Source organism: Allobosea sp. P2_B12, from assembly GCF_056404835.1.
In genome coordinates this window covers 1-26,129 of the sequence record NZ_JBFUDG010000007.1, presented here as the reverse complement: position 1 = coordinate 26,129, position 26,129 = coordinate 1, and the positions used below count along the sequence as shown (strand labels likewise).

26 protein-coding genes are annotated in these 26,129 nt (G+C 66.0%); 7 read left to right on the top strand and 19 right to left on the bottom strand.

Annotation, left to right across the window (positions count from 1 at the left end; all coding sequences use genetic code 11):
* Positions 1 to 6: 6 nt before the first annotated feature.
* From AC1DYU_RS17415 to otnK, 3 genes are read right to left on the bottom strand one after another with little or no spacing between them, the layout of a single operon-like run.
* On the bottom strand, positions 7 to 1,554 hold the full coding sequence (locus AC1DYU_RS17415) for a malonate--CoA ligase (RefSeq protein ID WP_476792730.1): 1,548 nt from the start codon (positions 1,552 to 1,554) through the stop codon (positions 7 to 9).
* Positions 1,555 to 1,594: 40 nt separating this feature from the next.
* Positions 1,595 to 2,926, bottom strand: a complete 1,332-nt coding sequence (locus AC1DYU_RS17410; RefSeq protein WP_476792729.1) for a malonyl-CoA decarboxylase — start codon at positions 2,924 to 2,926, stop codon at positions 1,595 to 1,597.
* Between the two features lie 56 nt (positions 2,927 to 2,982).
* Complete coding sequence (gene otnK / locus AC1DYU_RS17405) at positions 2,983 to 4,248, bottom strand: 3-oxo-tetronate kinase (protein WP_476792728.1); 1,266 nt, start codon at positions 4,246 to 4,248, stop codon at positions 2,983 to 2,985.
* Between the two features lie 280 nt (positions 4,249 to 4,528).
* On the opposite strand from otnK, the gene AC1DYU_RS17400 reads away from it, so the two are divergent.
* From AC1DYU_RS17400 to AC1DYU_RS17375, 6 genes are all read left to right on the top strand, one after another.
* Positions 4,529 to 6,034 carry an ABC transporter substrate-binding protein gene (locus tag AC1DYU_RS17400; RefSeq protein WP_476792727.1) on the top strand — a complete coding sequence of 502 codons (1,506 nt, stop codon included), beginning with the start codon at positions 4,529 to 4,531 and terminating at the stop codon, positions 6,032 to 6,034.
* Positions 6,035 to 6,059: 25 nt separating this feature from the next.
* Positions 6,060 to 7,004, top strand: a complete 945-nt coding sequence (locus AC1DYU_RS17395) for an ABC transporter permease (protein WP_476792726.1) — start codon at positions 6,060 to 6,062, stop codon at positions 7,002 to 7,004.
* Between the two features lie 68 nt (positions 7,005 to 7,072).
* Entirely contained in the window at positions 7,073 to 7,888 is an 816-nt protein-coding gene (locus tag AC1DYU_RS17390; RefSeq protein WP_476792902.1) for an ABC transporter permease, read from the top strand.
* Positions 7,889 to 7,903: 15 nt separating this feature from the next.
* On the top strand, positions 7,904 to 9,703 hold the full coding sequence (locus tag AC1DYU_RS17385; protein ID WP_476792725.1) for a gamma-glutamyltransferase family protein: 1,800 nt from the start codon (positions 7,904 to 7,906) through the stop codon (positions 9,701 to 9,703).
* A gap of 29 nt (positions 9,704 to 9,732) precedes the next feature.
* Positions 9,733 to 10,461, top strand: coding sequence for a DUF1028 domain-containing protein (locus tag AC1DYU_RS17380; protein WP_476792724.1), 729 nt, complete (start codon positions 9,733 to 9,735; stop codon positions 10,459 to 10,461).
* A 40-nt stretch (positions 10,462 to 10,501) separates the two neighbouring features.
* Positions 10,502 to 10,945 carry a DUF2345 domain-containing protein gene (locus tag AC1DYU_RS17375; protein WP_158485976.1) on the top strand — a complete coding sequence of 148 codons (444 nt, stop codon included), beginning with the start codon at positions 10,502 to 10,504 and terminating at the stop codon, positions 10,943 to 10,945.
* A 36-nt stretch (positions 10,946 to 10,981) separates the two neighbouring features.
* Here AC1DYU_RS17375 and AC1DYU_RS17370 read toward each other — a convergent pair whose 3' ends face one another.
* From AC1DYU_RS17370 to AC1DYU_RS17300, 15 genes are all read right to left on the bottom strand, one after another.
* Positions 10,982 to 12,211, bottom strand: a complete 1,230-nt coding sequence (locus AC1DYU_RS17370; protein ID WP_476792723.1) for an MFS transporter — start codon at positions 12,209 to 12,211, stop codon at positions 10,982 to 10,984.
* Between the two features lie 202 nt (positions 12,212 to 12,413).
* Positions 12,414 to 13,496 carry a D-TA family PLP-dependent enzyme gene (locus AC1DYU_RS17365; RefSeq protein WP_476792722.1) on the bottom strand — a complete coding sequence of 361 codons (1,083 nt, stop codon included), beginning with the start codon at positions 13,494 to 13,496 and terminating at the stop codon, positions 12,414 to 12,416.
* A 20-nt stretch (positions 13,497 to 13,516) separates the two neighbouring features.
* The gene (locus tag AC1DYU_RS17360) at positions 13,517 to 13,975 is read right to left on the bottom strand and encodes a RidA family protein (protein ID WP_476792721.1); all 459 of its coding nucleotides are present in this window, start codon (positions 13,973 to 13,975) and stop codon (positions 13,517 to 13,519) included.
* Positions 13,976 to 13,994: 19 nt separating this feature from the next.
* A complete protein-coding gene (locus tag AC1DYU_RS17355) occupies positions 13,995 to 14,498 on the bottom strand; it encodes a GNAT family N-acetyltransferase (RefSeq protein WP_476792720.1) in 504 nt (167 codons plus the stop codon).
* 48 nt (positions 14,499 to 14,546) lie between these two features.
* Positions 14,547 to 14,882, bottom strand: a complete 336-nt coding sequence (locus AC1DYU_RS17350; protein WP_158485971.1) for a hypothetical protein — start codon at positions 14,880 to 14,882, stop codon at positions 14,547 to 14,549.
* Positions 14,883 to 14,944: 62 nt separating this feature from the next.
* Positions 14,945 to 16,108 (bottom strand): amidohydrolase/deacetylase family metallohydrolase, encoded by a 1,164-nt coding sequence (locus tag AC1DYU_RS17345; protein ID WP_476792719.1) that lies wholly within the window; start codon positions 16,106 to 16,108, stop codon positions 14,945 to 14,947.
* Between the two features lie 58 nt (positions 16,109 to 16,166).
* The gene (vapC, locus tag AC1DYU_RS17340; RefSeq protein ID WP_476792718.1) at positions 16,167 to 16,565 is read right to left on the bottom strand and encodes a type II toxin-antitoxin system tRNA(fMet)-specific endonuclease VapC; all 399 of its coding nucleotides are present in this window, start codon (positions 16,563 to 16,565) and stop codon (positions 16,167 to 16,169) included.
* Positions 16,565 to 16,816, bottom strand: coding sequence for a type II toxin-antitoxin system VapB family antitoxin (vapB, locus tag AC1DYU_RS17335; protein ID WP_476792717.1), 252 nt, complete (start codon positions 16,814 to 16,816; stop codon positions 16,565 to 16,567). Before vapB ends, vapC begins: the two co-directional genes overlap by 1 nt.
* A gap of 72 nt (positions 16,817 to 16,888) precedes the next feature.
* Complete coding sequence (locus AC1DYU_RS17330) at positions 16,889 to 17,251, bottom strand: WapI family immunity protein (RefSeq protein ID WP_476792716.1); 363 nt, start codon at positions 17,249 to 17,251, stop codon at positions 16,889 to 16,891.
* Positions 17,248 to 18,180 (bottom strand): N-carbamoyl-D-amino-acid hydrolase, encoded by a 933-nt coding sequence (locus AC1DYU_RS17325; RefSeq protein ID WP_476792715.1) that lies wholly within the window; start codon positions 18,178 to 18,180, stop codon positions 17,248 to 17,250. Before AC1DYU_RS17325 ends, AC1DYU_RS17330 begins: the two co-directional genes overlap by 4 nt.
* 186 nt (positions 18,181 to 18,366) lie before the next feature.
* Positions 18,367 to 19,275: an ABC transporter permease gene (locus AC1DYU_RS17320; protein ID WP_476792714.1), complete on the bottom strand. Its 909-nt coding sequence runs from the start codon at positions 19,273 to 19,275 to the stop codon at positions 18,367 to 18,369.
* Positions 19,276 to 19,277: 2 nt separating this feature from the next.
* Positions 19,278 to 20,219: an ABC transporter permease gene (locus AC1DYU_RS17315; RefSeq protein ID WP_476792713.1), complete on the bottom strand. Its 942-nt coding sequence runs from the start codon at positions 20,217 to 20,219 to the stop codon at positions 19,278 to 19,280.
* 154 nt (positions 20,220 to 20,373) lie between these two features.
* Positions 20,374 to 21,972, bottom strand: a complete 1,599-nt coding sequence (locus AC1DYU_RS17310; protein ID WP_476792712.1) for an ABC transporter substrate-binding protein — start codon at positions 21,970 to 21,972, stop codon at positions 20,374 to 20,376.
* 275 nt (positions 21,973 to 22,247) lie between these two features.
* Entirely contained in the window at positions 22,248 to 23,660 is a 1,413-nt protein-coding gene (locus AC1DYU_RS17305; protein WP_476792711.1) for an amidase, read from the bottom strand.
* A gap of 36 nt (positions 23,661 to 23,696) precedes the next feature.
* The gene (locus AC1DYU_RS17300) at positions 23,697 to 24,926 is read right to left on the bottom strand and encodes a M20 family metallo-hydrolase (protein WP_476792710.1); all 1,230 of its coding nucleotides are present in this window, start codon (positions 24,924 to 24,926) and stop codon (positions 23,697 to 23,699) included.
* Positions 24,927 to 25,170: 244 nt separating this feature from the next.
* Between AC1DYU_RS17300 and AC1DYU_RS17295 the strand changes: the two genes are divergently transcribed.
* Positions 25,171 to 25,596, top strand: coding sequence for a globin family protein (locus AC1DYU_RS17295; RefSeq protein WP_476792709.1), 426 nt, complete (start codon positions 25,171 to 25,173; stop codon positions 25,594 to 25,596).
* Between the two features lie 22 nt (positions 25,597 to 25,618).
* Here AC1DYU_RS17295 and AC1DYU_RS17290 read toward each other — a convergent pair.
* Positions 25,619 to 26,129 (bottom strand): methyl-accepting chemotaxis protein (locus AC1DYU_RS17290; protein ID WP_476792708.1); only part of this gene is annotated, 511 nt, incomplete at its 5' end.

The following is a 26,129-nucleotide window of genomic DNA, read 5'->3' as shown; positions in this document are numbered from 1 at the left end:
ACCCGGCTACTCCCCCGCCTTCATCTGCCGCGCATAGACGTCCTTGTACTCATCGCGGAGCAGATTCTTCTGGACCTTGCCCATGGTGTTGCGCGGCAGGTCGTGCACGATGAAGACCTGCTTGGGCAATTTGAACTTGGCCAGACGCTGCTCCAGCGTCTTGGCGATCGTGGCCGCCGTGATCGTCGCGCCGGGCTTGACCACCACGACGGCGGTGACGCCCTCGCCGAAATCGGGATGGGGGCAGCCGATGACGGCGCTTTCGATGACGCCCGGCATCTCGTCGATCTCGGTCTCGACCTCCTTGGGATAGACGTTGTAGCCGCCGGTGATGATCAGGTCCTTGCCGCGCCCGACGATATGGACGTAGCCGGCGCCATCGATCTTGCCGAGATCGCCGGTGATGAAGAAGCCGTCCGGCTTGAACTCGGCCGCGGTCTTCTCGGGATTGCGCCAATAGCCCTTGAAGACATTGGGACCCGTGACCTCGATCATGCCGATCTCGTCGGCCGCCAGCGTCTTGCCGGTCTCGGGATCGGTGACGCGCGCGGTTACGCCCGGCAGCGGGAAGCCGACCGTGCCGGCGACGCGCTCGCCCTCATAGGGGTTCGAGGTGTTCATATTGGTCTCGGTCATGCCGTAGCGCTCGAGGATGGCGTGGGAGGTCGCCTCGCGCCATTCGCGATGGGTCTCGGCCAGCAGCGGCGCCGAACCCGAGACGAAGAGGCGCATATGCGCGGTCGCCTGCTTGGTGAGGCGGGCGTCCTGCAGCAGCCGGACATAGAAGGTCGGCACGCCCATCAGGCAGGTCGCTTGGGGCAGATATTTGAAGACGTGGTCGGGATCGAATTTCGGCAGCAGGATCATCGAGGCACCGGAGAACAGCACGCAGTTCGTCGCGACGAAGAGGCCATGGGTGTGGAAGATCGGCAGCGCGTGCAGGAGGACATCGTCCTTCGTGAAGCGCCAGTAATCGACCAGGGCCAGCGCGTTCGAGGCGAGGTTGTCGTGGCTGAGCATCGCGCCCTTGGAGCGGCCGGTGGTGCCCGAGGTGTAGAGGATGGCGGCGAGATCATCGGGACCGCGCGCGATGTCGGCGAACGTCGGCGCAGCAGCCAGCGCCTTGTCCGAGAGCGTACCGGCAGAGACATCGGGCGAGCGCCAGACACCGAGCGTTTCCAGTTTGGCACCGGCCTTCTCGGCATAGGGCTTCAGCGCCTCGGCCCGGGCGGGATCGCAGACAAAGAGGGCCGGCTCGGCATCGCCGAGGAAATACTCGATTTCCGCCGGTGTATAGGCCGTATTCAGGGGCAGGAAGATCGCGCCGGCCCGGACCGCGCCGAGATAGAGCATCAGAGCCTCAATGCTCTTCTCGACCTGCACGGCGATGCGATCACCCGGCTTCACGCCGAGCGCCAACAGCGCATTGGCGAAGCGGCCGGAGACATCGACCATGTCGGCATAGGAATAGCGTCGGCCGTCATCGAGCACGGCGAAGGCGGCGTCGGGCGCAGCGATGCGTGCGCGGATGAGGTCGAACAGGTGGTTGCCCATGATTTCGGGTCCTTTCAGGCGTTCTTTTTGAGGCATGAGATCAGGCTGCGGCCGGCCGCAGCAGCTTGCGCACGCCCGAGGAGGCGACCACCGTGTTGCGGGTGGCGAACGCCTCGTGATTGGTCTCGATGTCGTCGAGGTCGTAGCGGTAGTTGACCATCACGCCATGCGACTCGCGCAGGCCGCGCGCCGAGAGGTTGCCGCCGACATTGATGCGCTCCAGCCGCGCGCCATTGCCGAGGTGGAAGCGGGCGACGGGGTCGATGACGCGGCCCGAAGCGGTGCGGGCGCGCAACAGGTACTGCGCCGCCATCTGACCGAGCAGCTTGTCACGGCGGGACCGGGTCGGCTCGTCCAGCGAGATCATCTCGACGGCAGGACGGCCCAGTTCGGAGCGTTCCTCATTGCTGAGGGCAAATTCGCCGGGATCGGCGACAATGCCGTCGAGCCAGCGCGCGAAGCCCGGCACCGGCGAGAGCGTGACGAAGGTGTCGAGCCCGGGCAGCTCACGCTTCAAATCCTCGGCGACCTGCTTGATCAGGAAATTGCCGAAGGAAATGCCGCGCAAGCCCTCCTGGCAGTTCGAGATCGAATAGAACACCGCCGTCGTCGCGGACTGGGCCGACAGCACCTCACGCTCGCCGCTGAGCACCTCGCCGATGCTGCGCGGGATTTCGCCGGTCAGCGCGACCTCGACGAAGATCAGCGGTTCGTCGACGAGCTGGGGATGGAAGAAGGCGAAGCAGCGCCGGTCGGCGGGCTCCAGGCGCCGGCGCAGATCGTCCCAGCCCTGGATTTCGTGCACCGCCTCATAGCGGATGATCTTCTCCAGCACATTCGCCGGGCTGCGCCAGTCGATGCGGCGCAGCACCAGGAAGCCGCGATTGAACCAGGAGCCGAAGAGGTGTCGGAAGTCGGAATCGACCGCGAGCAGGTCCGGATCGGTCTCCATCGCCTCGAACAGCGCCTCGCGCATCCGCACGAGCACATGGGTCCCGCCGGGCGCGAGGTTGAGGCGGCGCAGCAATTCCTGCCGGCGCGGTTCGGAGGCCAGATGCAATGCCGAAATCGCGGCAGCGCTGGGCTGCTTTCGATAGGCCTCGATCGCCTTGACGAGCCTGTCATGGTCCGGCCCGAAGCGTTCCTGCAGCATGACGAAGAAGGCTTGGCGGCCCGGCCGGTCAAGCCGCTCCCAGGCATCGAGCACGCCCTGAGCCAGCGCCATGCCGGAGGCTTCGCCGCGACCGGAGAGGAGATCCTCGCAGAGGCGGTCGATCGGCCGGTTGCGCTGGCCGATGAAGCGCTCGCCGATCAGGGCCCGGCCCCGGCCCGCTACGCTCGTCATCAGATCGCCGAGAAACGCCATGCTCATCGGGCCCTCCTTGTGCAGCGCATCCTATACGAGTTTCGCCGGCCGGGAACTGCGCCTCAGCGCAACAGGCCCCATGCCTTCACGAAGAAGTCCGGCGCGCCGAAATTGCCCGATTTGAGCGCAATCACCATATCCTGCCCGCCCGCGACGCGCGTCCAGGGCACGCCCGGGTCGATCTCGGGGCCGATTTCCAGCATCCCGATTCCGAGCCCCTGCACGACGGCGCCCGAGGTCTCGCCGCCCGCGACCAGCAGGCGCGAGACGCCCGCCTTTGCCAGCAGCGCGGCCGTTTCCGCAAAGGCATGCTCGACCGTCTCGCCCGCCTTGTCGCGGCCAAGCTTTTCCTGGACCGCCGAGACCTCTTTCGGATCGTCGCTGGAATAGAGCAGGAAGGGCCTGTCCGCAGCTTGCGCCAGCGCCCAATCGGCGAGCTTGCCCGCATCCTGCCCGCCGGAGATCAGCTCCATCGGATCGACCTTGAGCGCTGGATAGCCGGCCTCGATTGCGGTCTTGATCTGTCCGCGCGTCGCGGTCGAGCAACTGCCGGAGATGATGCCGGCACGGCCGGCCGGCGCGCTCAAGCTGGCTGCGATCTCACGCTCCGGCAACAGCCCCGCCTTGCGGAAATTCTGCGGCAGCCCCATCGCGATGCCAGAGCCGCCGGTCAGCAGGACATGGCCGGCGACGGCTTCGCCCAGCACCATCAGGTCGGCATTGGTCAGCGCATCGGTGACGACATAGCGCGTGCCCTCCCCGCTCAGCCTGGCGAACCGTGCCTTGACCGCATCGGGGCCGGCCAGGACGGTTGCGTAATCGACGAGGCCGACTGCCGCCTTGGTCTGCGCGCCCATCAGGCGCATCAGGTTGGAATCCCGCATCGGCGTCAGCGGGTGGTCCTTCATCGAGCTCTCATGCAACGGCACCGCGCCGACGAAGAGATAGGCCTGATAGATGGAGCGGCCATTGGCGGGGAAAGCCGGGCAGACGATGGCGATCTCAGCGCGCAGCCGCTGCGCCAGCGCATCCGCGACCGGCCCGATATTGCCTGACGGCGTCGAATCGAAGGTCGAGCAGTATTTGAACAGTATCTGCTTCGCGCCCGCTGCCAGCAGCGCCTCGCAGGCGGCCAGCGAATCGGCCACGGCCTCCGCGACGGGGTTGGTGCGCGATTTCAGCGCGACGACGATCGCGTCCGCTTCCGGCAGCGCCTGCCCCGTGGGGGGCACGCCGATGAGCTGGACGGTGCGCATGCCGCTGCGATTCAGCATCAGCGCGACATCGGTCGCGCCCGTCATATCGTCGGCGATCACACCCAGCAGCATTGGTCTTTCTCCAAATCGGCGCCTTGCGCGAGCGCTTGTTCCTGAGGTCTTGTAGCCAGCGAGGGCGGCCAAGGCGACCGTGACGGGCGCATGAGGGCTGTCGTTGCGGGGCATATGGATGGCCGTCAACTTGCATGCAGGTCGGCGACGCAAAAGCATGCAGGTCAGGGCGGACAATGATGCGATGCCGCATCGACGCGAGCACGATTTTGCATCAAGTTAGTACCGACTGGGACGACATTCGGTGGCGAAGACCACGATCAATAAGAGGGGATATCCGATGAAGCTGCTGACTGCCCTTGCCTCGGCCACGCTGCTGACGTTTTCAGCCCTGCCCGTCCTCGCCCAGACGCCGTCGACCCTGCGCATCGGCCTGCAGGAAGACCCCGACATGCTCGATCCGCACAAGGCGCGCACTTTTGTCGGCCGCATCGTTTTCAAGGGCCTGTGCGACAAGCTGCTCGACATCACGCCGGATCTGAAGCTCGTGCCGCGGCTGGCGACCGAATGGTCGTTTTCGTCCGATGGCCTGACCCTGACGATGAAGCTACGCACCGACGCCAAGTTCCATGATGGCGACGCCTTCAATGCCGAAGCCGCCAAGGCCAATATCGAGCGCGCACGGACAATGCCCGATTCGCTGCGCAAATCGGAGCTCGCCTCGGTCGACAGCGTCGAGACACCCGATGCTTCGACGATCGTGCTGAAACTCAAGCGTCCCGACGCGACGCTGCTGGCGCAACTCACCGACCGGGCTGGCATGATGCTGGCGCCCAAGAGCCTCGCAGGCGACGTCGCCGCCAAGCCAGTCTGCTCCGGACCCTATAAATTCGTCGAGCGGGTGCAGAACGACCGCATCGTATTGGAGCGCTTCAAGGAGCACTGGGAGGCGCAGAACTACCATTTCGACCGCATCCTCTACCGTTCCATCCCCGACACCACCGTGCGCCTCGCCAATTTGCGCGCCGGCGAACTCGACATGCTGGAACGGCTGGCCCCCACCGACGTGAAGTCGGCCCAATCAGACAAGGCTCTCAAGGTCGCGGGTATCCCCAACCTCGGCTACCAGGGCATCACCATCAATACCGCCAATGGCGATGCCGCCAAGCAGCCGATGGGCATGGACAAGCGCGTCCGGCAGGCGCTCTCGCTCTCGATCGATCGGAAGGTCCTGAGCCAGGTCGTGTTCGAGGGGCTCTACGAGCCGATGATCCAGCCGTTCAACTCCGGAAACCCCTATGTCAGCGCCGATTTCCCGGTGCCGGCACGCGACGTCGCCAAGGCCAAGGCCCTGCTTAAGGAAGCTGGCGTCGCCAAGGTCTCGGTCGAGCTCTTCGTCACCAACAACCCCGTCGATGCACAGCTCGGCCAGGTCATCCAGGCGATGGCGGCCGAGGCCGGGATCGACATCCAGATCCGCTCGACCGAGTTCGCCAGCCAGTTGCGCGACCAGCAGCAGGGCAAGTTCCAGATGAGCCGCGTCGGTTGGTCGGGCCGCATCGACCCGGACGGCAACCTGCACCAGTTCGTCACCTCCAAGGGCAACCAGAACGACGGCAAGTATTCCAATGCCGAGGTCGACAAGCTGCTCGACGAAGCACGCACCGTCTATGACGTCGCGGAGCGCAAGAAGCGCTACGACGCCGCGCAGAAGTTCCTCCAGGACGAACTGCCGATCGTCTATCTCTACAACCAGACGGTGTTCTTCGCGATGCGCTCCAACATCAGCGGCTTCGCGATCAGTCCGGACGGCATGATCCGGCTCGCGGGGATGAAGCGGTCTTGATGAAGACCAGCGTGACGAGGGCCGCATGCTCGCCCTGATCGGCCGCCGGGCCCTGATCGCGCTGCCGACGCTGTTCCTGGTGTCGCTGTTCGTGTTCGCCCTGCAGCGCGCGCTGCCGGGCGATCCGTTCCTCGTCATCGCCGGCGAGGAGCGCGATCCCGAGGTGATCGCGCGGTTGCGCGAGATCTACCGCATGGACGATCCCGTCGTGGTGCAGTTCTTCGCCTGGCTCGGACAGGTGGTGCAGGGCGATTTCGGCCGCTCGCTGCGTACCGGCGAGCCGGTCCTCGCGCTGATCCTGCAGAAGCTGCCGGTGACGCTGCAACTCGCCATCGCCTCGATCATCGTCGCCATCGGCATCGGCATTCCCGCCGGCATCATCGCGGCGCGACGCAAGGACACCGTCGTCGACTATTCCGCCAGCGCGCTGGCGCTGTCGGGGCTCTCGATCCCGAATTTCTGGCTCGGGATCATGCTGATCCTGGTCGTCTCGGTCGAACTGAAATGGCTGCCGGCCTCCGGCTACGAGCCGTTCTTCAGCGATCCGAAAGGGGCGATCGAGCGGCTGATCATGCCCGCCTTCGTGCTCGGCAGCGGGCTTGCCGCCTTCCTGATGCGTCACACCCGCTCGGCCATGCTGGAGGTGTTGCGCTCGGACTATGTCCGCACCGCCCGCGCCAAGGGGCTCGATGAGGATGCCGTGGTCAACCGTCACGCGCTACGCAATGCGCTAGTGCCGATCATCACGCTATCGACGATCCTGTTCGGCGAATTGTTGGGCGGCGCCGTGCTGACCGAGCAGGTCTTCACGATCCCGGGCTTTGGCAAGCTGATCGTCGATGCTGTGTTCAACCGGGACTACGGCGTCGTGCAGGGCGTCGTCCTGTGCACCGCGATCGGCTTCATCCTGATGAACCTGCTCGCCGACGTGCTCTACATCCTCGTCAATCCGCGGCTGAGGGCACAGTGATGGCGGCTGCGGGAACAGACGGACTGACCGGGCCGGCCGAGCCTTCCTTCCGCCCGCGCCCGAGCGTGATGGCGCGGCTCGTCCGCAACCGCTCGGCGCTGATCGGCGGCGCGATCGTGCTCGCCTTCGTGCTGATGGCGCTGTTTGCGCCGTTGCTGCCGCTGGCCGACCCGCTGAAGTCGAACTTCCTCGCCATCCGCAAGCCGCCCTCGGAGCTCTACTGGTTCGGCACGGACGAACTCGGGCGCGACCAGGTCTCGCGGCTGTTCTATGGCGCTCGCGCCTCGCTGCTCGCCGGCATCGTCTCGGTCCTGATCGCGCTCGCCATCGGCGTGCCGTTTGGTCTGCTTGCCGGCTGGTATGGCGGCTGGATCGATGCCGTGATCTCGCGCGTCACCGAGGCGATGCTGGCCTGCCCGTTCCTGATCCTGGCGATTGCGTTTGCCGCCGTGCTTGGCCCGTCGCTGACCAATGCGATGATCGCGATCGGGCTTTCGGCGGTGCCGATCTTCGTGCGGCTGGTGCGCGCGCAGGTCATGAGCGTCAAGACGGAGGACTTCGTCGAGGGCGCCAGGGCGGTCGGCGCACGCGATCTGCGGATCGTGCTGCGTCATATCCTGCCCAACATCATGTCGCCGATCGTGGTCCAGTCGACCCTGTTCATGGCGCAGGCGATCATTCTCGAAGCGGCGCTCTCGTTCCTCGGCCTCGGCCAGCAGCCGCCCTCCCCCTCCTGGGGCCAGATGCTGAACGTCGCCAAGAACTTCATGGACCAGGCGCCGTGGATGTCGGTCGCGCCCGGCATCTGCATCTTCCTCGCCGTGCTGGGCTTCAACATGCTCGGCGACGGCCTGCGCGACGTCCTCGATCCAAAAGAAAACTGAGCCTAAGGACCACCCATGTTCACCACCCGTCCGGAAATCCTCGGCACCTTCGGTGTCTGCACCTCGACGCATTGGCTCGCCACTGCGACGGGCATGGCCATGCTGGAAAAGGGCGGCAACGCCTTCGACGCCTGCGCGGCGGCAGCCTTCGTGCTGCAGGTCGTCGAGCCGCATCTGGTCGGTCCCGGCGGCGAGATGCCGGCGGTGTTCTATTCGGCTGAGACGAAGAAGGTCGAGGTGATCTGCGGGCAGGGCAATGCGCCGGAGGCCGCGACCATCGATGCCTTCAAGGCGCTAGGCCTCGATCTCGTGCCGGGCTCCGGCCTGCTCGCGGCCGTCGTGCCCGGCGCCTTCGGGGCCTGGATGACGCTGCTGCGCGACCATGGCCGCCTGCCCCTGCGCGAGGTTCTCGAACCCGCGATAGGGTATTTCGAGGACGGCCATCCGATGCTGCCGCGCGTCAGCGACACGCTTGCCGGCCTGACCGACCTCTTCACCAATGAGTGGCCGACCTCGGGCGCGGTCTACCTGCCGGGTGGGCAGGTTCCCAAGGCCAAGGCGCTGTTCCGGAACCAGGCAGCGGCCGACACCTACAAGCGCATCCTGAGCGAGTCGGAGGCCGCGGGCAGCAGCCGCGAGAAGCAGATCCAGGCGGCTTACGACGCCTGGTACAAGGGTTTCGTCGCCGAGGCGATCGACACCTTCTGCCGGACGACCGAGGCGATCGATTCCTCGGGCCGGCGCCATAAGGGCCTGCTGACCGCCGACGATATGGCGCGCTGGCAGCCGACCTATGAGACGCCCACCAGCGTGACCTATCACGGCTGGGAGGTGTTCAAGATCGGTCCCTGGGGCCAGGGGCCCGTCTTCCTGCAGACGCTGAAGATCCTCGAAGGTATCGACATCGCCGGGATGGGGCCCGACAGCGCCGCCTTCATCCATCACGTCGCGGAGGCGATGAAGCTCGCCTTCGCCGATCGTGAGGCCTATTACGGCGACCCCGATTTCGTGAAGGTGCCGCTGGCGACGCTGCTCTCCGAGGATTACGCGCGGGGACGCCGCAACCTCATCACGGACACGGCGTCTCAGGAGCTGCGGCCGGGCATGATCGCGGGCTTCGAGGAGCAGGTCGCGCGCGCCATGGCCAGCGTCCGCTATGTCGGCCAATCCGGCAAGGCCGACGCGACGGTTGGCGAGCCGACCACGGCTTCTATGGTCGCGGCAGGCCGGCGCGGCGACACCGTGCATATCGACGTCATCGACAAATGGGGCAACATGATCGCCGCGACGCCGTCGGGCGGGTGGTTCCAGTCCTCGCCGGTGATCCCGGCGCTCGGCTTCCCGCTGAACGCACGGGCGCAGGCCTTCTTCCTCGAGGAAGGGCTGCCCTCCTCGCTCGCCCCGTTCAAGCGCCCGCGTACGACGCTGACGCCCTCGCTCGCCTTCGAGAACGGCGAGCCGCGCCTCGTCTTCGGCACGCCGGGCGGCGACCAGCAGGAGCAGTGGCAGCTCGGCATGTTCCTGCGCCGGGTGCATCACGGCCTCAACCTGCAGGAGGCGATCGACCTGCCGCTATTCCACACCCAGCACTTCCCCTCGACCTTCTATCCGCGAGAGGCCAATCCAGGGCATCTGGCCGTCGAGGAGAGCATCGGCGAATCCGTGCTGGCCGATCTCGTCGCGCGCGGCCACAGGCTGGAGCGCGCTCCGGCCTGGACGATCGGACGCCTGACCGCCGCCGAGACGGACGGCAACGGCCTCTTGCGCGCGGCCGCGACGCCGCGTCTGATGCAGGCCTATGCCGCCGGCCGCTGAGGAGCGATCCGCATGAGATATGTGTCAGCATGACCTGGTCCATCGTCGCTCGCGATGCCGCCACCGGCGCCTATGGCGTCGCTGTCTCGACCTGCGCCTTCGCGGTGGGTTCGCGCGTGCCCTATGGCGGCGGCCGGATCGGCGCGATCGCGACCCAGGCCTTCGTCAATCCGCTCTACGGCATCGACGGCTTCCGGCTGCTGCAGGAGGGCCGCTCCGCGGTCGAGATCGTGGCGACGCTGACAGCCGCCGATGAAGGCCGCTCACACCGCCAGCTCCACGTCATCGACCGCGAGGGCCGAATCGCCTCCCATACCGGCTCCGCTTGCATCGACTGGTGCGGAGCGATCGATGGACCGCAGGTCTCCGTCGCCGGCAATATGCTCAGCGGGCCGGAGGTGATCGAGCAAACGTTGAAAGCCTATATCGCGGCCTCCGCGCTCGATTTCGACGAGCGGCTCCTGGTCGCGCTGGAAGCGGGCGAGAAGGCCGGCGGCGACAAGCGCGGCCGGCAGTCGGCGGCGATCCGGATCTGGTCCGGCGAGCCGGTGCCGAGCTTCGACATTCGCGTCGACGATCATGCCGACCCGTTGGCGGAGCTGCGCCGGCTCTGGCGCGTCGCGCATCAGCGTTATGTCCCATTCCTACAAGCCTCGCCCTCGCGGAGCCGGCCGGCCGGCGTCACCGACCGCGACGAACTCGACAAGCTCTGCACGGACTATGCGGCGGCGTGGAACGCGCGCCACCCAGAGGTGTGAACAGGCCATCCCCAGAGGGCACTGAGCAGGAGGAAGCACCATGGCAGCCGATACCGATGCTCTGGAACGCCGGATAGCTCTCCTCGAAGCTCGCTTGGGCGCGCTGACCGCGCTGATTTCGGCCACGCCGGCTGGAGCGCTCGCCATCACCGCACCGGGCGGGATGAGCATCACTGCTGGCGGAGCGCTCGCCATCAGCGCGGGCGGCAAGCTCAGCGTCGTCGCCGGCAGCAGGATGAGCCTGGCGAGCGGGCGCGACATCACGCTGGACAGCCGCGACCTCGCCCTGACCGCGGCGGTCGCGGCTAGCGTTGAGAGCGGCCAGCAACTCGGGCTCGCATGCCGCGACGCTTCGCTCGCCATGAAGAAGGACGGAACCGTCACGCTGAAGGGCAACGACATCACCATTCAGGCCAGCGGCAAACTCAATGCCAAGGCCTCCTCCGACGTGGTGATCAAGGGCTCGAAGATCGTGCAGAACTGAGGGCGGATTCGGCGCGGCGCCGGGAGGGCACCTCGCTCATTTGAGCGGCGTCAGCCGCGACCCCATTCCCGGCACGGAGATCGGCCTTACGTCGCGGCTGGATTCCACAGGTGCCGGCGCTGGTTTGCGGACAAGGCGGATGGCGAGGAAAATGCAAAGGCCGACCGACAGCACCGCGAAATAGATCGGCAGGCCCTGGGGGCCGACAGCCTGCATGGCAGCCGAGCTTGCCAGCGGGCCGATCGTCGAGCCGACACCCCACAGAAACAGCAGCCCCGCCGACAGCCCGACGGGCTGCTCGTCCTTCAGGCGGACGAAAGCATGGGTCACCGCGACCGTGTAGAGCGGAATGCTGCCGGCGCCGACGATCGCGAAGAGCACGAGCAGCCCCGTCAAATGCAAGGCGCCGAGGTGAAGACTGATGCCCAGCGCGACGAGGGCCGCAATGACGGTTCCAGCCGCCGCGAGCATGATGATGCGGCTGTCGAGCCGGTCGGCGACGAGGCCTATCGGCCATTGCAGCAGCAGGGCTCCGATCTGAACGGAAGCGGTGAGCAGGGTCGCCGCCTTTTGGTCGAGGCCGATCAGGATGCCATAGGCCGGGGCGACATTGACCAGCGGGCCGCCCATGAGGCCGACATAGAGACAGCCGATCACCGCAGCTGGCGCCTGCGTCCAGAGCAGCCTGAGTTTCAGCGTGACCGCCTCCGACGAGTCCGGCCCGCGCGCCCGGGTCAAGCAGACGGGAATCAGTGCCGTCGAAAACGCCATCGCCGCCAGAAGGAGCATGCTCTCCATGCGGATCGCGGCATAGCCGACCGCAAGCTGGGAGGCGATCAAGGCGATCCGATTCAGGATCTGATAGAGGCCGAAAATCCGGCCTCGCTGGCTGGGATGGGCCTGCCCGCTGATCCAGCTTTCGATGCAGATGCCATGGCCGGCCGCAGCGAGGCCCATCACCAGCCGCGGCACGATCCACAACTCCGCCGGCAGCAGCGCGATCGAGATCGTCGACATCGTCTGCAGGGAAGCAAAGACGGCGAAAGCGCGGATATGGCCGATGCGGCGGATCAGGGGCGGCAGCTTGAAGCAGCCCCAGAGGAAGCCGACCGAATAGGCGGAGCCGACGAGGCCGATCAGAAGCGGGCTCTGCTGCGCCAGCGCGAGGCTCAACGGCACCAGCATGTTGAGCACCGTGCCGGCGATCTGGAGCACCAGCGCGCCGGCGACGATGGCTCCCAGGGCCGCGACAGAACTGCCGGGCACCCTGGACTCCGATCTGGCCGGCCCGTTCTTCTCGACATCCTGCCCGGAAACCACTGCGATCCCTTCGGCTGCACGGGGCCGCCCGTGCGACTCCGAAGCGGCAGGCTAGAGCATGCCGCTTCGGGACGGAATCATTCCGTTGGTCCGGGCTCGCATCGACACAGGGTCCGGGCCGGACAGGCCGCTGGCGGCAAGGCCGCCGTCAGACGAGCTTGCCCCGCGCCGCCACCGGCAATTCGCCGACCAGCGTGTCGCCGCGCACCGTCACCAGCCGGTCGACCATGTTGACGACGACGCAGACATGGTTGGGCACGATCCGCACGACCTCTCCGACCTTCGGACGGCCGTTGCTCGCCGAGAGATCGAGGAAGCCGTGTTCCTCAGCGAATTTAGCGATCTTCGCGGCCGGGTATTCGAGGATGTAGCCATGGCCTTCGAGGCCGCCGGTGTCGCTGGTCAGCGTCTTCGAGCCGGAATCGAGGATGCCGCGCTCCGGTCCGGCCCGGCTGACCACCGTGGCATAGACGCTCAGCGCACAGTCATCGAGGCTCGCCACACCGGCTGCGACCTGCATGCGATCGTTAAAGATCGAGGTGCCGGCTCGGTGCTCGGTCGCGCCCTTGAGTTTGCCGATATTGGGGATGTTGGGCGAACCACCGGTCGAGACGATGCCGGCTTCGAGACCGGCATCGCGCAGGCCGGCATTGGCAGTGTCGAGGAAGATTTGCGTGCGCTCCCAGCCGTCTTCGGGCGGATACATCAGGAAGCCGGCGAAACGCAGCCCCTTCGAGCTCGCGATCAGCTTCGCCAGTTCGACAGCCTCACCCGGCGTCTCGACGCCAGCGCGCTGCCGGCCGGTGTCGCATTCGACCACGACCTCGAGGTCGCGCCCGGCGATCTCGGCCGCCTGCGGCAAGCTACCGATCGTGACGGGGTTGTCGGCGGCGACGATCATCCTGACCCGGCGCTGGAGCTGGCCGAGCCGGCCGAGCTTCTGCTCGCCGAGGATGTTGTAGCTGATCAGGATGTCGTCGATGCCGCCATCGGCCATCACCTCGGCCTCGCCGAGCTTCTGGCAGGTGATGCCGCGCGCGCCCGCCGCGATCTGGAGGCGGGCCAGTTCAGGCGACTTATGCGTCTTGATATGCGGGCGGTTGGCGACGCCCTTGGCATCGCAGACCGCCTGGAGACGGGCGATATTGGCCTCGACCTTGTCGAGGTCGATGACGACGGCCGGCGTTCCATAGACGCGGGCGACCTCGGCCTTCAGTGCTTCGTAGTTCATGGCTTTCTGGGCAGGCACGTTCACGGCAGCACCTTGATGATGACTTCGATCTCGACCGGCATGTTGCCCGGCAGCGAGCCCATGCCGACGGCGGAGCGGGCATGTCGGCCGTTTTCGCCGAGCACCGCGACGAGCAGGTCCGAGCAGCCATTGATGACCTTGGGCTGGTCGCCATAATCCGGCACGCCATTGACCATGCCGAGCAGCTTGATCACCTCGACCTTGTCGAGCGAGCCGGCCGCCTCCTTCATCGCCGCCAGCAGCCCCAGGCCCGTCGTCCTGGCAAATTCATAGGCCTGCTCGGTGGTGAAATCCTTGCCGACCTTGCCGGCGGGAATGGAGCCGTCGGGATTGCGTGGCCCCTGCCCCGAGAGAAAGACGAGATCGCCGGCCCGCTTGAAGCGGACATAGTTCGCCATCGGCGCCGCGACCGCGGGCAGGCTCAGGCCCAGATCCTTGAGTTTCTCTTCGGCGCTCATCGGCAGCTTCCTCGTCGTATCAGGGTCGGGCAACGCCAATGGCGTCGGGGTCCAGCTCGCGCTCCATATAGCGCGCGGCATCGTCATAGCTTGCGAGCTTTGCCGCAAGGGCGGGGTCATGCACCGGGCGAAAGCCCTGGCGCTGCCAGAAGCCGGTCGAGCGGTTGACGGCGACGAGCGAGAGGCAGGCGAAGCCGCCCCCGCGCGCAAACCCGGCGATCCGTTCGACGCAGTCCGAGGCATGGCCGCCACCGCGCATGGCCGACAGCAGCGCAAGATCGTGAATGTAATAGGCGTCCACCGCCTCCGGCAGCGCACCGAGCAGGCTGTTGAGCGCCGGAATCCGGGCGCGCAGCCAGGGGTGGCTCAGCACATAGCCGCAGACGCGGCCGGCCTGCTCCAGGCACAAGCAGCCCTCAGCAGCGAGCGCCAGGCGTTCGGCGAAGACAGCCTCGTCCTCGGGATAGCCAGGGTGAAGTTGCGCTGCGAGCGCGCCGACGGCGGGCAAGTCGGCAGGCGTCATCGCTCGCCACCGCGGCAAAGACGGATCGATCATGTTCAGGCCGTCGAATTAGCCTTCACTGTTCGAATCCTGAACCTTCCGCTCCATTTCGCACGCCCGCATCGTATCGAAGATCAGATACTCCTTGCTGCCCTTGACCTCCGTGCAGGTGCGAGCGCTCGCACCTGAGGCGGTATTTGATTTGGCGTTGAGATCGCAGCGGTATTTGCTCGACTTGAAACTGGCCAGCACCGGTCCATCAACCTTGAGGCATTTCTGCCGGCCCGGTTCCGAGTGCCAATTGAACGCGAATTTCCCCTTGAGGATATCAGGCGTGTCCGCCGCTGCCGGGGCGGACACGAGAAGCAGGGACAGGACGGCAAGGCCAGAGCGCATTGTCAGCATCGGAATTCTCCCTTCAGCCAAACCCGCCTCAGCTAAACACTCCTTGCGGCGAAAACCTACGCCTATGCCGCGACCTTCTTGAACTTGTTGCTGCGCTTGGGGTGCCACCAGGCGCCCTTCAGCACGACGCCCTCGGAGACGATCTTCCTGTCGCCGATCATGTGCTCGCCGGTAACGTCGGCATAGTCGAACTTGCCTTCCTTCACCGTCAGGATCGTCGCGTCGCCGAGCGAGCCGACCCTGAGCGAGCCGTATTCGGGGCGCTTCAGCGCCATCGCTGCATTCACGGTCGAGGCCGCGATGACGTTGTTCAGGCTCATGCCCATCAGCAGGAACTTCGACATGGTCGTCACCTGATCATAGGCGGGACCGTCGATGCAGAGCTTGTGGACGTCAGACGAGATCACGTCGGGCTCGAAGCCGTTGGCGAGCATTGCGCGCGTCGTCTTGAACGAGAACGAGCCCTTGCCGTGGCCAATGTCGAAGATGACGCCGCGCTTGCGGGCAGCCTGGACCTCGGGCTTCACCGTGCCCTGCGCGGTGCAGGGCGCGTTCGGGAAGGGGCGGAAGGCATGGGTCAGCACGTCGCCCGGCCTGAGCATGTTCACCACCTCCTCATAGGATGGCGGCGGATGGTCGATATGGCACATCAAGGGCATGCCGACCTCGTTGGCGACCTGCAGCGCGATGTTGAGCGGCGCCGTGCCCTGGTCGCCTGAAGCGTGCAAGCCGACCCGGACCTTGATGCCGACGATCAGGTCGCGGTTCTTGTCGGCGACCTCGGCACAGTCGATCGGATTCATCATCGCCATATCGCGGCTCTCGCCGACCATGACGCGGTGATCGAAGCCGTAGATGCCGGCATGAGAGACATGGAGATAGGCGAGGATGCGGGCCTGGCTCTTTTCGATGACGTGCTTGCGGAAGCCCGGCCAATTGCCGGGGCCGGCCGACCCCGTATCGACCGAGGTGGTGACGCCCGAGGCACGGCAGAATTCGTCGGCGTCGATGCCGAGCGAGGTGCCGCCCCAATAGACATGGGTGTGCAGGTCGATCAGGCCGGGCGTGACGATGTAGCCGGAGACGTCGCGGATCTCCCTGGCGCCCTTGAGGTCCTTGCCGAAGCCGGAAACCTTGCCGTCGGTGAAGGCGACGTCGAGGATGCCGTCATGCTTCTGCGAGGGGTCGATGACCCGTCCGCCTTTGAGGATGAGATCGTGGGTCATGGCTTGTCCTGAAGGGCGGCTGCGGAAGGAACGAGAAGGAGCATATCGGGCAGGTCTGTCAGACCCAATTCTCGACGCGCAGCCCGGGCATGCGGTCGAATTCGCGGCGGTTGTTGGTGACGACGATCAAGCCCTGGCTGCGTGCATGGGCGCCGATCTGGGTGTCCAATGGGCCACAGGGCGTGCCGCGCCTGCTCAGGTCCGCACGCAACTGACCATAGTTTTCGGCAGCCTCGGCGTCGAACGGCAGAACGGGCATGCGCGCGACGAAACGCTGCAGCGCATCGATATTGCGGCCGCGCTGATCGGATTTCTCGGCTCCATAATGAAGTTCGCCAAACGTCACACTGGAAATGCAGACCTGTTCCTGAGTCTCTTTGAAGCGCTCGCGCAAATGCGGGAGCTTATCTTTGATGAGGTAGATGCAGATATTCGTGTCCAGCATATAGGTCAGCATCAGAACTCTTCTCGTTCCTCTGCAGCCAGCGGTTGGTCGCGCGTCACCATAAAATCATCACTGGCGAAAGGTCCGTTGTCGAAGAAATCATCCCAGCCCTTGCCCTTCGGCACGATCAACACGCCCGATCCCTGCTTGATGATCTCGACCTCCGTGACGTCCGGCGGAAAAGCAAGTTCCTTCGGCAGGCGCACGGCCTGCGAGCGGTTGGTCGTAAAGAGCTTGGTGGTCGCGCGGGTTTTCGCCAGCATCATCACCTCCGTATATCCAATTGGGATATACATAACCTCAAGTGCCTGACTTCGCAATCGGCGCCATCCGCCTCACCCTGGCAGGTAGCTTTGATCGATCGCCATGTCGAAACTCAGTTTGCGCAAGGCAGGATCGTCCGAAAGTTCCACGCTCACGGTGATCGTGCCGAGTCGGCTCGGAATCAACTCGAGAGCGATGTTCCGTTCGGCCGACCACCACGAATAGGCGACGAGGTCGCGCTTTACGACAGGCAACATTCGTTCGAGTTCGTGAAGCTCCGCTGCAAGCACATTGCACCGAAAAGCTCCGGCGAATGCGCCTGACCGGAATGAAACATCAACGCGAGCCCACTCGCCGGCGATCTCGGGCCATTCGATGACGAGTTGCTCTCCACCTGCCGAACCGATGAGAATACGACGTTCTGCTTCGCTCACGGCCCGACAGCGCCCTTGCGCTCGACGATCAGGCCATAGGCCTGCGGCTCGCGGTGCCTGGCGAAATTGAAGGTCGAGGCTTTGTAGCTGTTGCCCAGATCCATGTCGCAGCGGGCAACGACGAGTTCGTCGCTCTCTGTCACCGCCTGCGCCACGACCTCGCCGGTCGGGGCGATGATGCAGGTGCCGCCGATCTGGTCGACGCCGGCCTCCAGCCCCGCCTTGGCGACGCCGACGACCCAGGTCGCGTTCTGATAGGCGCCGGCCTGCATCACGAGCTGATTGTGGAAATTGCCGAGCCGGTCATGGTCAGGCGCCGGCGGGTTGTGCTTGGGCGTGTTGTAGCCGAGCACGATCAACTCGACGTCCTGCAGGCCCATCGAGCGGTAGCTCTCGGGCCAGCGCCGGTCGTTGCAGATCATCATGCCGATATTGGCATCCATCGTCCGCCAGACCGGCCAGCCGAGATTGCCGGTCTCGAAGTAACGCTTCTCGAGGTTCTGGAACGGGGCGTTGGGGCGATGCTCGGGATGGCCCGGCAGATGGATCTTCCGGTATTTTCCAACGATCGCGCCTGATTTGTCGACGAGGATCGCCGTGTTGAAGCGGCGCTTGCGGCCCTCTTCATGGGCCAGTTCGCAATAGCCGAGATGGAAGCCGACGCCGAGACGCCTGGACTCTTCGAACAGCGGCGCGGTCTCGTTCCCGGGCATCGCGCTCTCGAAATGGCTGTCGATCTCGTCCTCGTCGTCGATCAACCAATGCGGGAAGAAGGCGGTCAGCGCGGCTTCCGGATAGACGACGAGATCGGCGCCATGGTCCTTGGCCTGGCGCATCAGCTCGATCATGCGGGCGACGGCGGACGCCCTGCTCTCGTCGCGCTGGATCGGGCCGAGCTGGGCTGCGGCGATGGTCAGGATGCGGCTCACCGGGTGGTCTCCATCAATGAAGACGGGATCACGGGCGCGTTGCGCGGGTCCCGATCGGGAGCGGCTTCATCGTCAGGCATGGTGGATGCTCGGCTCGGCATGGACGGCGCGTCAAGCGCCGGCCATCGTGGGGATGGACTGCTCCCGGCGCATGGGGCGCCCGGAGAGGTTGTTCGACGCCTCGCGTCAGAGCGCCTTGGCGAGGCGCGGATCGAGCGAGTCGCGCAGGCCGTCGCCCAGCAGGTTCACGGCGAGCACGGTGATCGAGAGGAAGATCGCAGGGAACAGGATGATGTGCGGCCTGACCTGCCAGAGCGCCCGCCCCTCGGCCATGATGTTGCCCCAGGAGGGCGTCGCCGGCGGGATGCCCGCACCGATGAAGGACAGGATCGCCTCGATGATCATGGCGCTCGCGCAGATATAGGTCGCCTGCACGCTCATCGGCGCGAAGGTGTTTGGCAGGATATGGCGCAGGATGATGCGCGGGGTGCGCGCACCGTTCGAGATCGCGGCCTCGACATAGGGCTGCTCGCGCAGCGACAGCACGACGCCGCGCACCAGGCGTGCCACGCGCGGAATCTCGGCGATCGTGATCGCGATGATGACGTTCTGGATCGAGCCGCGCGTCAGCGCCATCAGGGCGATGGCAAGCAGGATCGGCGGGATCGACATCATGCCGTCGATGATGCGCATGACGATGCCATCGGCCCAGCGCACGAAGCCGGCGAAGAGTCCGACCGACAGACCGATGATCGAGGAGAGGATGGCCACGCTGAAGCCGACGACCAGCGAGACCCGCGCGCCGTAGACGACGCGCGAATAGATGTCGCGGCCCAGCATGTCGGTGCCGAACCAGTAAAGCTCGGACGGCACGCGCGTGCGCCGCGAGGTCGCGATCGCGGTCGGATCGACCGTGAACAACAGCGGTGCGAAGACGGCGATCAGCGCCATCAATACGAGCAGCGAGCCGCCGATCGCCACGGCAGGGTGCCGCCGCAGATAGCGGTGGAAACGGGTCCAGCGGCCCGGCAGCGGCGCGATGTCGGGTTCGGGCGAGGCAGCGAGGGCGGAGGGCACTGAGAGGGAGTTTTGCATCGTCAATAGCGTATCCTCGGATCGACGAGCGTATAGGTCAGGTCGATGATCAGGTTCACGAGCACGTAGACCAGGCTGAACATCAGGACGACGCCCTGGATGACTGGGTAATCGCGCCGCAGGATGGCATCGACCGTGAGCCGGCCGAGGCCCGGAATGGCGAAGACGCTCTCGGTGACCACCGCGCCGCCGATCAGGAGCGCGATGCCGATGCCGATGATCGTGACGATCGGCACCGCCGCATTCTTGAGCGCGTGGATGAAGAGAACCTCGCGCTGGCCCACCCCTTTGGCCTGCGCCGTGCGGACATAATCCTGCTGCAGCACCTCGAGCATGGTTGCCCGGGTGATGCGCGCGATCAGCGCGATATAGACCAGCCCGAGCGTGACCGCGGGCAGGATCAGGTTCCTGAACCAGGGCCAGACGCCCTGAGAGAGTGGCGTGTAGCCCTGGACCGGGACCCAGTCGAGCTGCAGGGCGAAGACATAGGCCAGCAGATAGCCGACCACGAAAACCGGCACGGAGAAGCCGAAGACCGCAAACGCCATGGCGCCGCGATCGATCCAGGTCCCAGCCTTCCAGGCGGCGATGACTCCCATCGGCACGGCGATCGTCACCGCAAAGATCAGCGTCAATACCATCAGGGAGAGGGTTGGCTCGATGCGTTGGGCGATGAGTTGCGTCACCGGGAGCGAAGTGAAGATCGAGGTGCCGAGATCGCCTTGCAGCACGCGGAAGGCCCATTCGGCGAAGCGCACGAGATAAGGCCGATCGAGCCCCAGGCTGGCGCGAATCTTCTCGACATCGGCAGGCGAGGCTTGGTCGCCGGCGATGACCGCGGCGGGATCGCCGGGCGCGATGTAGAGCAGTGAGAAGACGAACAGGGCCACGAACGCCATCACAGGGATGGTCGTGATGATCCGTCTGACAATGAAGGCTAACATTGCGGCTTTCCGGCCCTTTGTCGCTTGATCTGGTGTCTGGCTGCGCCGGGCCTGTCATCGGCCCGGCGAAATGAAAGCGCCGCGATCGGCGCGTAGGACGCGCGCGACCCTGGATCGGAAATGGGGCGACAGCGCCGCCCCCATTTCCGAGATGTCATGCCTTCGACACGCCCCAGAGGACCGGGAACGGCCCGCTGGTGACGCCCGAAACGTTCTTCCGCCAGGCTTGGTAGCCGAGATAGAAGCCGGTCGGGCAATAGACGACGTTCGCGACCGCGGCCGTATTGAGCCTGCCCATCACCGTCTTTTCTTCGGCAATGTCCTTGGCATTGAACCAGTTCGTCACCTCGGTCTCGACGGCCGGCACGTCCGGCCAGCCGAACCAGGCCTTCTCGCCATTGGCGCGAACCGCGGTGTAGGAGGCAGGGTTCACGCAGTCGGCGCCGGCATGCCAGGTGTGGAACATGTTCCAGCCGCCCTGGCCGGGCGGGGTCTTCTGGGCGCGGCGGGCGCCGGTCGTGCCCCAGTCGGTCGCAACGAAATCGACCTTCAGGCCGATGCTCTTGAGCAGCTCGGCGGTGACGTCGCCCATCGACTTGGTCGCGGCCATGTCCTGCGCGACGACGCAGACGACAGGCTCGTCCTTGTAGCCGGACTCGGCGAGCAGCTTCTTGGCGGCGGCGACGTTCTTCGCCTTCATCATGGCACCGCCCTCTTCGGTGTAGAGCGGCGTGCCGGGCGTGAAGAAGCCGCCCATCTCCTTCCAGAGCTTGTCGTCGTCGCCGACGATCGAGCGCATGTAGTCTTCCTGATTCAGCGCCGTCATCACGGCTTGCCGCACCTTCACATTGTTGAAGGGCGGATGCAGGTGGTTCATGCGGAAGGCGCCGATATTGCCCAGCGGATCGCCGATATCGACGTTGATGTTGGCGTTCCTCTTGAGGATCGGCACGAGATCGGAGAGCGCGGTCTCCCACCAGTCGACTTCGCCGTTCTGAAGCGCGGCGGCGGCCGTCGCGGCATCGGGCATGATCACCCATTCGATGCGATCGAGCAGCATCTTCTTGCCGCCGGAGAGCCAGGAGGCAGGCTCGTCGCGCGGGACGTAGTCGGCGAATTTCTCGAACACCGCCTTGGCGCCGGGGACCCATTCGTTGCGCACGAACTTCATCGGGCCGGAGCCGATATACTCGGTGATCTGGGTGAAGGGATCGGTCTTCGCGATGCGCTCGGGCATGATGAAGGTGCAGGGCGAGTTGTTCTTGCCGAGCGCGAACAGCATCTTGGGATAGGGCTGCTTCAGCGACCATTTGAAGGTCGTATCATCGACGGCGACGAGCTCGTTCTCGATCGCCTTGATCATCAGGCCCATCGGGTCGCGGGCCTGCCAGCGCTTCAGGCTCTGGACCACATCCTTGGAGGTCACCGGCGCGCCGTCATGGAATTTCAGGCCGGGACGCAGCTTGAAGGTCCAGACCAGCCCGTCGGCGGAGACTTCCTCGCCCGACGTCATCTGACGCTTCGGCTGGAAGTTCGAATCGATGCCGTAAAGCGTGTCCCAGACCAGCAGGGCCGCGTTGCGGACGACGTATTGCGTGCCCCAGATCGGGTCGAAATTGGCGAGGTTTGCCTGGGGCACGAAGCGCAGGGTCTTCGCCGCGGCACCTTGCGAGAGGGCCGGCATCGCAAGCCCACCGCTGGCTGCCAATGCGCCGGTCCCCGCGGCGGCTTTCAGAAATGTTCTGCGGTCCATCGATCTCTCCCCTGAAACGGCAACCTCTATACGGGCGACCTTGGCGCGAGTTTGGGCAGAAAAATTCTGCCGTGACAACTCGTCTGACCGGCCATCCGCAGGCGGCCAACTGCCTGCACGCTTCGTGCCAAACGGAACCGGTTGAGAGTTTGCCGCCGGATTGGGGCTGCTGGGCTGGATTGGAGCGGAGAAAAATATTTCGCAGGTTCCAGCAGCGCCATTGAGTTGCTCGCGCCGACGCCTGCTTCATTGGCGGGCGCCGGCACGAGCGATCGTCAGGCGAGGCCGACCGGCGTGTCGATCCTGGCGAAGGGCCTGGCCGCTTCGAAGGCTGCCGCAGCGCGCAGCACCAGGGCGTCGCGGCCGAAGGCGCCGACCACCTGCAGCCCCGCCGGAAGGCCTGCGCTCGTCAGCCCGCAGGGCAGCGAGATCGCCGGGGCCTGGGTGATGTTGAACGGGTAGGTGAAGGGCGTCCAGCGCGTCCAGTCGTCGCCATAGGCGCCATCGGCCGGTGTATTGGCGCCGACCGCGAAGGCCGGCAGCGGCAAGGTCGGCGTCAGCAGCAGATCGAAGCGTGCATGAAATTGCGCCATCTTGTGCGCAAGCGCATTGCGCTGGTTCAGCAGCGCATCGACGTAAGTCGCACCCGAGACGCGTTCGCCCTGCTGCGCCACCGCGACGAGGCCCGGGTCCATGCGCGCCCGCTCGGCCGGGCCGGCGCTGCGCAATGCGAGTGCAGCGCCCGCCGACCAGATCGTCATCAGCGTCTCGATCGGGTCCCCGAACCCCGGATCGACCTCCTCGACGCTGGCGCCGAGGTCGCGGAAGGCCATCGCCGCGCTTTGCGTCAGCGCCGCGATCTCGGGATCGACCGTGACATTGCCTCCAAGTTTCGGCGACCAGGCAATGCGCAGGCCCTTCACGCCGCCCTTGAGGCCGTCGACATAATCAGGCGCACGGTCGATCATCGCGGTCATGTCGCGGATATCGGGCCGGCCAATCGCGTTCATCGCGAGCGCGGTGTCGGCGACGGTGCGGGTCAGCGGGCCGAGATGGGCGAGGAAGCCCATGGTCGAAACCGGCCAGGCCGGGACGCGGCCATAGGTCGGCTTCAGGCCGACGACGCCTGTAAACGCTGCGGGGATGCGCACCGAACCGGCACCGTCCGTGCCGATATGGATGCAGCCGAGATTGAGCGCGGCGCAGGAGGCCGCACCGGCAGAAGAGCCGCCGGGGCCGGTGGCGATATTCCAGGGATTGCGGGTGATGCCTGAGAGCGGGGAATCGCCGACGCCCTTCCAGCCATATTCCGGCATCGTCGTCTTGCCGAGGAAGACGGTGCCCGCCTCTCGCAGGCGCGCGGCTGCCGGCGCGTCCTCGGCAAAGGGCGCGTCGGACGCCACGGCGGAACCGCGGCGCATCGGCCAGCCGGCGATGCCGATATTGTCCTTGATGGTGACGGGCACGCCGTCGAGAGGTCCCAGCGGCTCGCCCTTCAGCCAGCGCGCCTGCGAGGCCTCGGCCATGGCGAGCGTGGTGGCGGCATCGCGCACCACGAAGGCGTTGATCTGCGGCTCGAAGCGCTCGATCCGCTCGAGCGCGTCCCTGGCGACATCGACGGGCGAGAGCTCGCGGCTGGCGAAGAGCGGGCCGAGTTCGGCTGCGGAAAGCGAGGCGATTGTCGTCATGGGCGTATCCTGTCTGCGTCGTTCAAAAAATCTCGCCTAGGCATTCGCGACGCGCCAGGCCGCGTTGAGCAGCACGTTGGCGCCGGCGGTCATGTCCTCGTCGGTGCTGAACTCGGCCGGGTTGTGCGAGAGCCCGCCGATCGAGGGAATGAAGACCATCGCGGTCGGACAGACCCGCGACATCATCTGCGCATCATGGCCGGCGCCGGAGATCATGCGTCGGATCGGCAGGCCGAGTTCGGCGGCGCTTTGCTCCATGCCGGCGATGAGCTCCTCCGCGAAGGGCGTTGCCGGGAAGCGGGCGAGGTCGCGGAAAGCGATCTCGATGCCGTCGCGCGCCGACAGTTCGGCGCAGAAGGCCCGAACCGCGGCTTCCGCCTGCGCCAGTGGCGCGTCGAGCGGGTTTCTCAGGTCGAGCGTCATGATCACCGTCTCGGGGACGACGTTGACGTTGGCCGGCTGCACCCGGATCACGCCGGAATTGGCGAGCTGGCCCGGAATCGTCTTGGTCACCTCATTGGCGAAGATGTTGATGCGCGCCGCAGCCAGCCCCGGATCCTTGCGATAGGCCATCGGCGTCGTGCCGGCATGGCTCGGGCGGCCCTTGAGCGTGAGTTCGAGCCAGCAGATCGCCTGGATGCCGGTGACGGCGCCGAGCCCGCCGCCTTCGCTCTCCAGCACCGGCCCCTGCTCGATATGCATTTCGAGATAGGCATGCGCCGGCAGGAAACCGGGCTGCTCGGGCCCCTCATAGCCGATGCGCTTGAGCTCGGTCCCGAGCACCGCGCCATCGGCGTCGAGCTCCGCATGGGCGGCCACGACGCTCATGCCGCCGGCCCAGACATAAGAGCCGAGCATATCAGGGTGGAAGCGCGCGCCCTCCTCATTGGTGAAAGCGATCACGGCCATGTCGCGCTTGGGGGTCAGGCCGGCATCGCGCAAAGTCGCCAGCACCTCGACGCCAGCAACGACGCCGAGCGCGCCGTCGAAGCGGCCGCCGGTGCCGACCGTGTCGATATGCGAGCCCATGATGACGGCCGGCCCATCCTCCCTGCCCTTCAGGATGCCGACGATGTTGCCGATCGCATCGATCTTCACATCGAGGCCGAGCGCCTGCATCTGTCCGACCAGCCAGTCGCGGCCCTGCTTGTCCTCATCGCTGAGGGCAAGGCGACGGCAGCCGCCTTCCGGCGTGGCGCCGATGGCCGAGAGCGCGGTGAGCCGAGACACCAGCCGGGCGCCGTCGATCCGGAGGTTGCTGCTCATCGGTCATCTCCATGAAGGCATGTCGGGCCGGCAGGCACGCAATATGCGGGCCGCCCTCGCTGTTGGGCCTGTCCTGCATAATCGGGCCGGCATGCGCCTGTCGATGGGTGTGCAGGCTGGCCATGGCCTGTGCCGCCGAAGAGGGCCTGGCCCGTTTCATGTTACGAATGCGGGAGTCAAAATCTCCAGGTCCACCGTGGCGACTCACGGCAGCTCAGAAATCCGACAATCGGGGAGTGACGCCATGATCGAGGATACGATGACCAAGGACGACATCACCCTGGTCAGGGACAGCTTTGCGCAGCTGCATCGCCGCAGGAGCGAGACGGCGGCGCTGTTCTACGGGCGCCTTTTCGAGATCGCCCCCGAGGTGAAGCCGCTGTTCAAGGGCGACATCGCAGCGCAAGGCGTGAAGCTGATGGAGATGCTGACCGTCGCGCTGGCGGCGCTAAACGATCCCGGAGGCCTGACCGTCCTGCTGCGGAAGCTGGGCCGAGGCCATCGCGGCTACCGCGTCCAGGAACGGCACTACCACTATGTCGGAGAGGCGCTGATCTGGACGTTGCGAACGTCTCTCGGCGCGGGCTTCACGCCCGAAATCGAACGCGCCTGGACGTCGCTTTATACCGAAATAGCCAACACCATGATGGCGGCGGGCCGCGCCGCCTGAAACGCAGCCCGTTCAGGTTTCGTCAGAACTCTTCCCAGCCGGAGTCGCTGGCGCGGCTGTTGGCGACCTTCTTGGCCGGTGCTCGGGCGGCCGGCGCGGCGGCTGCGGGCCGCGGCGCGGGTGCCTGGGCCTTGGTCTGCACGAAGGCGGCCTCGGCGAGCTTGCGCAGGCGCGCCGGCTCGGTCGGGGCTGGTGCGTGCGGCTGATAGGTCGCCGCGGTCCCCGCGCCCTCCTGCCCGGTCTTGAAGGCCGCGACGAGGTCGTTGAGCTGTCCGATGCGGGAGGAGAGCGAGGCGGCCGACGCCGCGCTCTGCTCGGAGAGGGCCGCGTTCTGCTGGGTCATCTCGTCGAGATGGGCCACCGCCTGGCTCATCTCGTCGATGCCGTTGGCCTGCTCGCCGGCGGCCGAGGAGATGTCGGCGATGGTGGCGGCGACCTTGCGGGAATGGCCGAGGATCTGGCTCAGCTGGTCGCCGGCCTGGCGCACCAGCTTGACGCCCTCGCCGACCTCCATGTTCGACTCCATGTTCGAC